This is a genomic window from Pseudomonas fluorescens (assembly GCF_902497625.1).
In the GTDB taxonomy this organism is placed as follows: Bacteria; Pseudomonadota; Gammaproteobacteria; order Pseudomonadales; family Pseudomonadaceae; genus Aquipseudomonas; species Aquipseudomonas fluorescens_BQ.
On record NZ_CABVGX010000059.1, the window covers coordinates 17,340 to 28,818 of the forward strand.

The 11,479-nt window shown below is 59.8% G+C and carries 12 protein-coding genes; 8 read left to right on the forward strand and 4 right to left on the reverse strand.

Going from position 1 to position 11,479, the window contains the following annotated elements:
- Nucleotides 1-321 carry an ArsR/SmtB family transcription factor gene (locus F8N12_RS24915; RefSeq protein ID WP_150582755.1) on the reverse strand — a complete coding sequence of 107 codons (321 nt, stop codon included), beginning with the start codon at nt 319-321 and terminating at the stop codon, nt 1-3.
- A 156-nt stretch (nt 322-477) separates the two neighbouring features.
- Here F8N12_RS24915 and F8N12_RS24920 point away from each other — a divergent pair, with 156 nt between their 5' ends.
- Nucleotides 478-1,056 (forward strand): ACP phosphodiesterase, encoded by a 579-nt coding sequence (locus F8N12_RS24920; protein WP_150582756.1) that lies wholly within the window; start codon nt 478-480, stop codon nt 1,054-1,056.
- 107 nt (nt 1,057-1,163) lie between these two features.
- Here F8N12_RS24920 and F8N12_RS24925 read toward each other — a convergent pair whose 3' ends face one another.
- Together F8N12_RS24925 and olsB are read right to left on the reverse strand one after the other, a co-directional pair.
- Complete coding sequence (locus F8N12_RS24925; RefSeq protein ID WP_150582757.1) at nt 1,164-1,955, reverse strand: lysophospholipid acyltransferase family protein; 792 nt, start codon at nt 1,953-1,955, stop codon at nt 1,164-1,166.
- Nucleotides 1,955-2,710, reverse strand: coding sequence for an L-ornithine N(alpha)-acyltransferase (gene olsB, locus F8N12_RS24930; protein WP_150582758.1), 756 nt, complete (start codon nt 2,708-2,710; stop codon nt 1,955-1,957). Before olsB ends, F8N12_RS24925 begins: the two co-directional genes overlap by 1 nt.
- A 154-nt stretch (nt 2,711-2,864) precedes the next feature.
- Between olsB and F8N12_RS24935 the strand changes: the two genes are divergently transcribed.
- From F8N12_RS24935 to F8N12_RS24955, 5 genes are all read left to right on the forward strand, one after another.
- Nucleotides 2,865-3,752: an acyl-CoA dehydrogenase gene (locus tag F8N12_RS24935; protein WP_150582759.1), complete on the forward strand. Its 888-nt coding sequence runs from the start codon at nt 2,865-2,867 to the stop codon at nt 3,750-3,752.
- 227 nt (nt 3,753-3,979) lie between these two features.
- Nucleotides 3,980-5,074: a serine hydrolase domain-containing protein gene (locus F8N12_RS24940; protein ID WP_150582760.1), complete on the forward strand. Its 1,095-nt coding sequence runs from the start codon at nt 3,980-3,982 to the stop codon at nt 5,072-5,074.
- Entirely contained in the window at nt 5,071-5,394 is a 324-nt protein-coding gene (locus tag F8N12_RS24945; protein ID WP_150582761.1) for an amidase, read from the forward strand. The genes F8N12_RS24940 and F8N12_RS24945 overlap by 4 nt, the downstream gene beginning before the upstream one ends.
- A 204-nt stretch (nt 5,395-5,598) precedes the next feature.
- On the forward strand, nt 5,599-6,189 hold the full coding sequence (locus tag F8N12_RS24950; RefSeq protein ID WP_150582762.1) for a YceI family protein: 591 nt from the start codon (nt 5,599-5,601) through the stop codon (nt 6,187-6,189).
- 1 nt (nt 6,190) lies between these two features.
- Nucleotides 6,191-7,348, forward strand: a complete 1,158-nt coding sequence (locus tag F8N12_RS24955; RefSeq protein ID WP_150582763.1) for a phospholipase D-like domain-containing protein — start codon at nt 6,191-6,193, stop codon at nt 7,346-7,348.
- A gap of 178 nt (nt 7,349-7,526) precedes the next feature.
- On the opposite strand, the gene bglX is transcribed toward F8N12_RS24955, so the two are convergent.
- On the reverse strand, nt 7,527-9,818 hold the full coding sequence (gene bglX, locus F8N12_RS24960; protein WP_150582764.1) for a beta-glucosidase BglX: 2,292 nt from the start codon (nt 9,816-9,818) through the stop codon (nt 7,527-7,529).
- Nucleotides 9,819-10,053: 235 nt separating this feature from the next.
- Between bglX and F8N12_RS24965 the strand changes: the two genes are divergently transcribed.
- Together F8N12_RS24965 and F8N12_RS24970 are read left to right on the forward strand one after the other, a co-directional pair.
- Nucleotides 10,054-10,662 carry a LemA family protein gene (locus tag F8N12_RS24965; protein ID WP_150582765.1) on the forward strand — a complete coding sequence of 203 codons (609 nt, stop codon included), beginning with the start codon at nt 10,054-10,056 and terminating at the stop codon, nt 10,660-10,662.
- 153 nt (nt 10,663-10,815) lie between these two features.
- On the forward strand, nt 10,816-11,479 hold a 664-nt coding region (locus F8N12_RS24970; RefSeq protein WP_150582766.1), incomplete at its 3' end, for a TPM domain-containing protein.

The window sequence follows — 11,479 nt, forward strand, 5'->3', positions numbered from 1 at the left end:
TTAATTCCTTGGCGGAGCGCTGAGCTCCCTGACGAAGGCTTCGAGGAACGCCTGGATGACGTCCTCGTTGCGTCTGAAAAAATGCCATTGACCGGCTTTTTGGCTGCTGATCAGTCCCGCCCTTTGCAAGGTTGCCAAATGCGCAGACACGGTTGACTGCGACAGGCCGCAGCGTTGATCGATCTGCCCGGCGCAGATGCCGTACTCATGGTTGTGCAGTTGCTCGGGGAACTGGGTCTTGGGGTCCTTCAGCCAGATGAGGATGTCTCGGCGTACTGGGTGTGCCAGCGCTTTTATTATTTCGTCGAGGTCGATGGTCATGGGTTTGGGCTCGTGATGAGTAAAACGCTATATCGCGATGAGGCGAACTTTAAATCGCTAGTTCGCGATATACCAATATGATTTTGCTCTGAGAAGCTATTAAATCGGTATATCGAGTTATAACGATGCGTGTCTGGCAGTGCTAAGCTGCGCAACATGAACTATCTCGCACATCTCCACCTTGGTGGCCAGCGCCCCGGTCAATGGCTTGGCAGTCTGTACGGCGATTTCGTCAAGGGACGACTGCAAGGCCAATTCGATCCCGAAATAGAGGCGGCCATTCAGTTGCATCGCAGCATCGACGTGTTCACCGATCGCCATCCGTTGGTGGATGTCGCGCTGGCACGTTTTTCCGTCACTCGCCGACGTTATGCCGGGATTGTGCTGGACGTGTTTTTCGACCATTGCCTGGCGCGGGATTGGGCGACTTATGCCGACCAGCCGCTGCGGCAATTCACTGCAGGTGTTTACCAGGTGCTGTCCAGCGAAGCGCAATTGCCGGAACGCCTGGCGAAGATCGCGCCACATATGGTGGCCAACGACTGGCTGGGTTCGTACCGCGAGTTCGAAGTGCTGGAACAGGTGCTGGGAGGGATTTCCCGGCGCCTGACGCGACCGGAGGAGTTGGCGGGGGCGATGCAGGAGTTGCGGGTGTTGTATGAACCGTTAAGCGAGGATTTTCGGTTGTTCTATCCGCATGTGCAGGATTTTGCGCAGAACTATCCATCAACTTAGAACCGCTGCAGGAGCGAGCCTGCTAGCGATTGCGGTGTGTCTTCAACATTGATGTTGACTGATACTCCGCTATCGCGAGCAGGCTCGCTCCCACAGGAAATACATGTTCAGGCAGCAATCGCAGGCCGCATTGGCACGTGCTGCTTCTCCGGAATGGCTCCAAACAATGCTTTCTGCACCGCCTGCTGCGCTTCAAATGCCAGCGCTGCACGTTCCCGGCCTTCGCTGCCAATCGGCTTGAGCAAATGAATTTCCACTTCGGCGCGGTCATTGGCGAACAGACGCATCAGGTGCGAGAGCAGATCATCTTCACCAATGAACGGCGCCAGCGAATCGATCTGGCCATCGCGCAGATAACGAATAGCCACCGGCTGCAACGGCACTTCGCAATCAATCGCCGCTGAAAGCAGACGGCCATGGAAGGTGCGCAACGAACGGCCATCGGTGGTGGTGCCTTCCGGGAACATCAGCAGCGGGTGCTCCTGCTGCAGATGGCGGGTCATCTGCTTGCGAATCAATTGGCTGTCGCCCGCGCCACGACGAATGAAAAGGCTGCCAGCTTTGGCCGCCAACCAGCCCGCGACCGGCCAGGTGCGCACTTCCGCTTTGGACAGAAACGACATCGGTGTGAGCATGCCGAGCAACGGAATGTCGGTCCATGACACATGATTGCTGACCCAAAGCATCGGCACTTTCGGCAACTCACCGTGCACGGTCATGCGAAAGGGCAGGGCATTGGCCAGCCGCACCATGAAAAACCGCGACCAACGCTGCCGGCGCACCATCGAATGGGCAATGCCGAAGCGCTCCAGCAGGCCGAACACGCTGGCCATGCTCAACCCCAGCGTCACCACCACCAGCACTCGCGCTATCCGCGCGTACACCCGCAAGCGGTTCATCACATGGCCGCCTTGAAATGGCGGGCGTAGCGCGGGCAGAGCTCGTCGCGTTTGAGCAGAATGAATACATCGGCCACCTGGAAATCTTCGTCCCAGCACGGCTCGCCGCAGATCTTCGCGCCAAGGCGCATGTAAGCCTTTAGCAGCGGCGGCATTTCAGCAATGACATTGGACGGGATATTCAGCTCCGGCAGCGGTTTTTTCGGTTCGGCGCGCAGGTGTTCGGTGCAGAGGTAGCGTTCGCGCAGCCGCTGCATGATCGCGTGGGCCTGGATGCCGCCATCCTGCATCGGAATGCTCGCGCACCCCATCAGGTAGCTGTAGCCGCCCTGATTAAGGACTTCGGCCAGTTCACCCCAGAGCACGGCGATTGTGCCGCCGTTGCGGTACGCCGGATCGACACAGGTGCGCCCGATTTCGAGGATCGGACCTTGCAGATGGACCAGGCCATGCAGGCTGAACTCTTGTTCGCTGTAGAATTTGCCGAGGCTGCTCGCCGCGGTGTGATCGAGCAAGCGTGTGGTGGCCACCAGACGCCCGGTGTTCAAATCACGGACACCGATGTGGGCGCAGTGAACATCATAGTCATCCATGTCCAGACCCCGCTCCGCGCCATTCAGCTTGGCGTTGAACTCGCCGCTGAACACGTTGAAGCGCAAAGCCTGGGCTTCCTGCAAGGCCTCGGGGCCCACCAGGCGTTCGGCTTGCAGGCGGCGTTCATTGCCGGTGTCGCTGATGCGGGCGATCTGAGTCATTGCGTCTCTCCGTGCGGGTTGCTCACCCGTCTTGGTTAACAGCCGATCGACTTTCTTTATGCAGCCGTGTTGTGCAAAGTCAGGCTATGTAGCCCCGGTGTCATCGCCATGAAGCTTTGGTGATGCTTATATGACAGCCCACGAGGAGCCTCTTATGCCTTGGCAAACCCTGTTGAATCGCCGCGATCGCCTGGCCGCCGACGCGGATCTGGGCGACGGCTTTGCGAGCCTGTTACAGCACCTCGGCACGGTGACACCCTTTGAGCTGGCGGTGCTGGGTGGACGGTTGATGTCTACGCCAGGGCTGGCGTTTCTGGTGGGTTATCAGGCGGCATTGCGCATGCTCTGGCCGAGCGCGCCCTTGAGTCTCGGCGCGTTGTGCGCGACCGAGCAGCGCAGCCTGCGCGCGGCGGACATGCAGACGCGTTTGAGCGGATTGCGGGTGAGCGGGTGCAAGGATTTTGTCACCGCCGGCGATGCCGCCGACTGGCTTCTGATTGCCGCTCGCAGCGAGGGCCCGGGGGAGGTTGCGCGTTTGAGCCTGGCGGTGGTGTATCCCGGCGAGCCGGGCGTGCAAGTGGAGAAATTGCCGCCGCTCCCGCTGATGCCGGACATCAGCCACGGCCGCTTGATTCTGGACAGTGCCCAGTGTGAGTTGCTGGCCGGAGATGGTTGGGATGCCTACGTCAAACCGTTTCGTACCCTGGAAGACGTCTATGTGCTGAGTGGGATGACTGCGTGGCTTTATGGCGTCGGCCACGATTGCGACTGGCCACAAACGTTGCAACTGCGCTTGCTGGGGCTGCTGGCTGGGTGCGCGGAAGTAAGCCGGCAAGCGCCTGTCAATTCGGTGGGGCATGTGATGCTGGGCGGACTGTTTGCGCAATTTGACCAACTCAAGGCCGACATCGGGCAGGCCATGGCCGCTGGACCACAGAAATGGGCGCTAATGTGGCAGCGCGATCAGGCAGTGATGGATCTGGCCTCAGCTGCCAGAGGGAAGCGGCTGGCGAAGGCACTGGCCGGATTTTCGAAGAATTGACTGGCGTCATCGCGAGCAGGCTCGCTCCCACAGGGGAATTCATTTCCAGTGTGGGAGCGAGCCTGCTCGCGCCCTTGTATCGCGGGCAAGCCTTGCTCCCACAGGGGAGTGCATTTCCAGTGTGGGAGCGAGCCTGCTCGCGATGGCGGTATTCCTGACACCAAAAAAACCCGGAACTGTCATTAACCTCGGCTAGGCTCAGCAAGTTCATCCATCGAGCCCCTACCATGTTCAAAGGCTTGTCATTGTTCTTCATGCTGTTGATTAGCCTTCCAGCCATCGCTGAAAACTGGCCCGCCGAGCAATGGTCAACTGGCCCGGCCATTACCGGGCCCGCCCTGCAAGCGCTGGAAACCTACGCCTTCCCGCCCCGCGACGATGCCACCCGCCAAGGCATCCGCACCGACGCCTTGCTGGTGATCCGCGACGGCCAATTGATCTACGAACGCTACGCCGGCCCGACCCATGCCGAGACTCCCCACCTGACCTGGTCTATCAGCAAAAGCCTGCTCGCGAGCCTCCTGGGTGTGGCCTATGGCGAGGGCCTGTTCAAACTCGACGACCCTGCGCAGAAGTTTTACCCGCCGCTGGCCAAACACCCGACAATCAGCATGGCCGACCTGCTGCACTGGGCCTCGGGCCTGGACTGGCAGGAAGATTATGAATACGCCCCGCTGAAATCCTCGGTGGTGGCGATGCTCTACACCCGAGGGCGAGAGGACATGGCGGCGTTCACTGCTGACCACGCCGAGTACGCCAGGCCGGGTCAAGCTTTCCGCTATTCCAGCGGCGATACCAGCCTGTTGTCCGCCGCCTTGAAAAACATCGTCCGGCCTGCACGTTATGCGGACTATCCGTGGACCGCGCTATTCGAGCCCTTGGGCATTCGCGACGCGGTTTGGGAAACCGACGCCACCGGTACGTTCGTTGGTTCGTCATACGCCTACCTGACCGCGCGGGATCTGGCGCGCATCGGTTTGCTGATGGCTCGCGAGGGTCGTTGGCGCGATCGACAGTTGCTGCCGCGAGACTGGGTCGCGTTCAACCGCGAGCCGTTTGCCGGCTATCAGGCCCATCAGGATGAAGCCGTTCCCGGCGGCCACTGGTGGCTCAATCGCTCGGCGAACAGCCGCGCAAAGCCGTGGCCGGATGCTCCCGCCGACACCTTCGCTGCGCTGGGCCATTGGGGGCAGGCCATGTACGTAATGCCAGGCGAACGACTGATCATCGTGCGCTACGGCGATGATCGCGACGGTACCTATCGGCACAATGAGTTGCTCAGGCTCACGCTGAAAGCCTTCGCGCAGCCGGTGCAACCATGAGCCGTTTCATCCGGCGCCGACCGTTCAGCACGCTGGGGCTGATCCTGTTGATGGCCTTGCTCGGCTGGGTCTGGCATGAGCGCGTGGCGTTGTGGGCGTTCCCCGACATCATCAGCGCCTATACGGCGAAAGAATATTGCTCGTGCCGCTACGTGATGAATAACGACGCCGCGTATTGCCACGCCTATGTGAAACAGTGGCTGCCCACTAGCGATTTTAGCGACGACACCGCGAGCAAGCGGATCACCGTGAGTGGCTTGGGCCGCAGCAACAGCGCGATGTGGATTAATTACCGCCAAGGCTGCCGACTGGATCCCTGATCACCCAAATCCTGTAGCAGCTGCCGAAGGCTGCGTCCGGCTGCGTAGCAGTCGTGAAGCAACAATGTGGTATTTCAGGAAGAGCGCAGTTGCCTCTGGACGACGGCTACGCAGCCGGACGCAGCCTTCGGCAGCTGCTGCAGGTAGGCAATCAGCGCTCGGGCGGTTAAGGTTCGTGCACGTTTATTCTCTGCACGAGTCTTTATGCTCAACCGTTCCCTCGTCAAAACCCTCGCCTACCTGCTGCTGACCGGCGCCTCGCTGTCGGTCCAGGCCAATTGGTACCTCGATGGCGAATCTTCGCGGCTGTCGTTTGTCAGCACAAAGAATGCCCACATCTCTGAAGTGAATCGCTTTCTGGTGCTGCACGGCAAAGTCAGCCCTAAAGGCGTGGCCCAGGTCGAAGTCGAACTCGAGTCGGTCAACAGCGGTGTGCCGCTGCGCGATGAACGCATGCGCAAGGAGTTGTTCGAGATCCAGTCCTTCCCCAAAGCGCTCATCACCACACAGATCGATCTGCGCCCGATCAACGACCTGGCGCCCGGCGCGCAACTGGAACTGCGCCTGCCGGTGACCGTCACACTCCACGGCAAAACCCGCGAATACAATGCCGAGCTGCTGGCGACACGTCTCGATGACCGGCGTTTTCAGGTCGTCACGCTCGAGCCCCTGGTGATCAACGCTGCTGATTTTGACCTGGCGCCGGGTGTGGAAAACCTGCGCAAAGTAGCCGGTTTATCAGCCATCAGCCTGTCAGTACCGGTGGGTGCGGTGCTGATTTTCACGGCGCGCTGATATGTCCGGTGCGATTTTCCCTTGGCGTGAAGGTAATCGGTTCGAACTGCTGATCGACGGTCCACAGTTTTTCCCGCGCATGCTGGTGGCGATCGCTCGTGCGCAAGAGCAGGTCGAACTGGAACTGTATCTGGTCGAGGCGGGCGCCTGCGCCGATGCGATGGTGCAGGCGCTGGTGCAAGCGGCTGAACGGGGCGTGCGCGTGCGTTGCCTGTTCGATGATTACGGCAGCCTCGCCTTCACCCTGACCTTGCGTCAACGTCTGACAGCGGCGGGCGTGGAGCTGCGTTTTTACAATCGCCTGAACTGGCGCCGCTGGGTGGGCAATCTTTATCGCGACCACCGTAAACTGTTGCTGGTGGATCAGTGCCTGGCGGTAGTCGGCGGCACCGGAGTCACCGATGAGTTCTGGACGCCTGGCGAGGACACCAGTGAATGGCATGAGGTGATGGTGGAAATCAGCGGCCCGCTGGTGATCGACTGGCAATTGCTGTTCGACCGGCAATGGATCGCCAACCGCCATCGGCGGGCCTGGAAACCCACCTCCAACTTTGGCTTGCCGCGACTGCCACGCGTACCGGCCAAAGGCGAAGGTATGGGCCGGGTTGCGTATGCCGACGCCCGCCAGCACAGGGACATTCTGCAATCACTGGTGCGTGCGCTCAACAGTGGTCAGCAGCGCATCTGGCTCGCCACGCCGTATTTTCTGCCGACTTGGAAAGTCCGCCGTTCATTACGTCGTGCCGCTGCGCGTAGCATCGATGTGCGCCTGTTGCTCACTGGGCCGCGCACCGATCACCCGTCGGTGCGCTATGCCGGCCACCGTTATTACCCCCGACTGCTCAAGGCCGGGGTTAGGATTTACGAGTACCAGCCGTGTTTCCTGCACCTGAAAATGGTCTTGATAGATGACTGGGTGAGCATTGGCTCGTGCAACTTCGATCACTGGAATCTGCGCTTCAACCTGGAAGCCAACCTTGAAGCGCTGGACGCCGGCCTGACCCGTGCGGTGGCAGCGAGCTTTGCTAAGGATTTCGCCCTCAGCCAGGAAATCAGCCTCGATGCCTGGCAGCACCGGCCGCTGTGGCGGAGGGTAAAACAGCGGGTGTGGGGGTGGGTGGATCGCTTGGTGGTGAATCTGCTGGATCGGCGGGGGTAGCGACGCCCGATCGTTCCCCGAGAGTTTGGCAGCTCCTACAAAAGGTGCACACGCCCCCGTAGGCGCTGGCTTGCCAACGATGTCGGCTTAACATCCAACGAAGATGTCGAATGTGCCGGTCTCATCGCTGGCAAGCCAGCTCCTGCAAAGATCTGCGGTATTACAGAGGATTGCGCGACTACAGGAGTTCGAAGCTCTGCTGCGTCACATCCTGCGAATCCAGGCCGATCTGCACGTTGAATTTACCGGGCTCTGCTGCGTATTTGAGCTGCGCATTGAAGAACTTCAGGTCATCCTCGGTGATGGTGAAGTGCACGACTTTCTGTTCTCCGGCCTTGAGCATGATTTTCTGGAAGTTCTTCAGTTCCTTGACCGGGCGAATCATCGAACCGGTTACGTCCTGAATGTACAACTGCACCACCGCCTCGCCATCACGCTTGCCGGTGTTCTTCAGCATCACGCTGGCGTCGAGCTTGCCGGTCTTGTTCAGCGTGGTCGACGACAACGCCATGTCGCTCAGGCTGAAGCTGGTGTAGCTCAAGCCAAAACCGAACGGAAAAAGCGGCCCGGTGGTGTCATCGAAATACTGCGAGGTGTAGTTGCCCGGTTTGCCCGGTGTGAACGGCCGACCGATGCTCAGGTGGTTGTAGTAAGTCGGAATTTGCCCCACCGAACGCGGGAAAGTGATCGGCAGCTTGCCCGACGGGTTGTAGTCGCCAAACAGCACGTCGGCGATCGCATTGCCGCCTTCGGTGCCGCTGAACCAGGTTTCCAGAATCGCGTCCGCCTGTTCCTTCTCTTCGAGAATCGACAGCGGGCGGCCGTTCATTAGCACCAGCACCAGCGGCTTGCCGGTAGCTTTCAACGCTTTGATCAGATCGCGCTGGTTGACTGGAATGTTCAAGTCAGTACGGCTGGACGATTCGTGCGACATGCCACGGGATTCGCCGACGGCCGCCACGATCACATCGGCATCCTTGGCAGCATTCACCGCTTCGTCGATCAGCACCTGCGCTGAACGCGGGTCATCGACCACTTCCGGCGCATCGAAGTTAAGGAAATTGAGGTAATCGAGCACTTTCTTGTCGCTGGTGATGTTGGCACCGCGCGCGTAGATCAGCGTCGATTGGTTGCCGAGCGCGCGGCTCATGCCGTCGAACAGCGTGACCGACTGAGCCGGGCGGCCCGCAGCGGCCCAACTGCCCATCATGTCGATCGGTGCTTTGGCCAACGGGCCGACCAGAGCAATTTTCGCGGATTTCTTCAGTGGCAGGGTTTCGCCCTGATTCTTCAGCAACACCAGACTGCGACGCGCAACATCGCGGGCCTCGGCGCGGTGCAGGCGACTGTCGGCGTAGGTGTCGACGGGGTCATCTTCAGCCTTGCCGATTCGCAGGTACGGGTCCTTGAACAGGCCCATGTCGTACTTGGCGCCGAGCACGGCACGAACGGCATTGTCGATGTCGCTTTGCTGGATCTCGCCAGCCTTCAACAGCCCGGGCAGTTCCTTGCCGTACAGCGTGTCGTTCATGCTCATGTGGATGCCGGCCTTGATCGCCAGCTTTGCCGCTTCGCGACCGTCACGGGCGACGCCGTGTTTGATCAGCTCGAAAATCGCTCCGTGGTCGCTGACCGCCAGCCCTTTGAAGCCCCACTCCGTGCGCAGCAGATCGTTCATCAGCCACGTGTCGGCGGTGGCCGGCACGCCATTGATCGAGTTGAGTGCAACCATCACGCCGCCAGCGCCGGCATCAATCGCCGCGCGATACGGTGGCAGGTAGTCCTGGTACATTTTGACCGGACTCATGTCGACCACGTTGTAGTCGCGACCGCCCTCGACCGCGCCATACAAGGCGAAGTGTTTGACGCTGGCCATGATGCTGTCGGCGGCGTTTGCTCCCGCACCCTGAAAGGCCTTGACCATCACCCCGGCAATACGTGAAACGAGGTAGGTGTCTTCACCGAAGCCTTCGGAAGTGCGGCCCCAACGCGGGTCGCGGGAGACGTCCACCATCGGCGCGAACGTAATGTCGAGGCTGTCGGCGGCGGCTTCCCTGGCGGCGATGCGCCCGGACAGACCGATCGCGTCCATGTCCCAGCTTGACGCAAGGGCAATCGGAATCGGGAAAATGGTGCGGTGACCGTGGATCACGTCGTAGGCGAAGAACATCGGGATCTTCAAGCGGCTGCGCATGGCCGCGTCCTGCATCGGACGGTTTTCCGGACGGGTGATCGAGTTGAACGTACCGCCAATGTTGCCGGCAGCGATTTCCTTGCGGATCATCTCGCGGGGCATTTCCGGACCGATGCTGATCAGGCGCAACTGGCCGATTTTTTCATCGAGGGTCATTTGCTTCATCAGGTTGCTGACGAAGGCGTCCTTGTTGTCCAGAGGAGCGGGCGTCGTGGCGGCCAATACGGTATGACTGGCCAGGCTGACGAACAGGCCCAGCAAACACAGCTTCTTCATGAATGGTTTTCTCTAAAGCCTAAACGGCAGGAATCACACGCCGGTCAGCCAAAATTTAGGGAGCGACTATTGTTGTTCAAGTAAATGCAGCACACTTCCAGCGCTTTAACGCTGGGGCATCTTTTAGCCCATTGGCACGATGCAATCCAGTAGCGGTCGTAGATTATGCCCCAAGAGCGGGTGCAAAGTTCGCAGGTTGTTTTTTCAACGGAATGGGTAAGGGAGCGTCAACCAGATGAATGTACGACACCACTATCGATCAAGCCTGCAGGTCGCAGCCTTGATGTTGCTGACCACGGTGCTGGCCGGTTGCGGCATCAACACGATTCCGACCCTCGATGAACAGGCCAAAGCTGCCTGGGGCCAAGTGCAAAACCAGTATCAGCGCCGCGCCGATCTGATCCCCAACCTGGTGGAAACGGTCAAAGGCTACGCCCAGCACGAGCAGGAAACCCTGACCGCGGTGATCGAAGCCCGAGCCAAGGCCACTTCGATTCAAGTGGATGCCAGCACGCTGGACAACCCGGAAAAACTCAAACAATTCCAGCAGGCCCAGGATCAGCTGACCGGTGCCCTGAGTCGTTTGATGGTGGTGTCCGAGCGTTATCCTGACCTCAAGGCCAACCAGAATTTCCTCGCCCTGCAATCGCAACTTGAAGGCACGGAAAACCGTATCGCCGTGGCGCGCCGCGATTTCATTCTGGCGGTGCAGCAATACAACACCGAATTGCGCACCTTCCCTGGCCGCTTGTGGCACAGCGTGATGTACAGCGACCTGCCGGTTCGCGCGACCTTCGAAGCAACCAGCCCTGGTGCGGAAAAAGCGCCTGAAGTGAAGTTCTAAACAGCCCGTAGGAGCTGCCGAAGGCTGCGATCTTTTGACTTGGATTTTCCGACGCTGCTTGGAAATGAACATCAAAAATCGCAGCCCCGCCAGCTACGCGAGATAGGTAAACCGTGGGAATGCTTTGATGTGGGTGCACGGACGAGGTTGCATATGCGCGTGTTGAAAATGGGCCTGGTGTTGTTGCTCTGGGTGTTTGCAGTGTCGGCGCAGGCCGAGCTGAAGTTTCCGCAGTTGACCGGGCGGGTCGTCGACAACGCCCAGATGATCGAACCCACGATGCGCGAGCAGCTGAATCAGCAACTCAGTGCCCACGAAAAAGCCACGGGCGAGCAGTTGGTCGTGGTAACGCTGGCGGATCTGCAGGGTGCCGACATCGCCGACTTCGGTTATCAGCTCGGACGTCACTGGGGTATCGGCCAGAAAGACAAGAACAACGGCGCATTGCTGATCGTCGCTCGCGATGATCGCAAGCTGCGCATCGAAGTCGGTTATGGCCTGGAAGATCGCCTGACCGATGCGCAGAGTTCGGTGATCATCAATCAGGTGATCACTCCCGCCTTCAAGACCGGCAATTTCAGCAAAGGCATCAGCGATGGGGTCGCGGCCATGCTGGTGGTGCTGGGCGGCAATCCGCTGGATGAGCCGTCGACCATTTACGGATCCGGCGGTGAACAAGGCGACTTCCTCTCGCAGCATCCGGGTGTGTTCGTCTTCCTGGTGATGCTGTTTATCCTCGTGGTCTTCGTTTGTCAGATGCTCGGCATTCTGCCCAGTGGTGGTGGCGGCCGCGGCGGTTCGGGCGGTGGATTTGGCG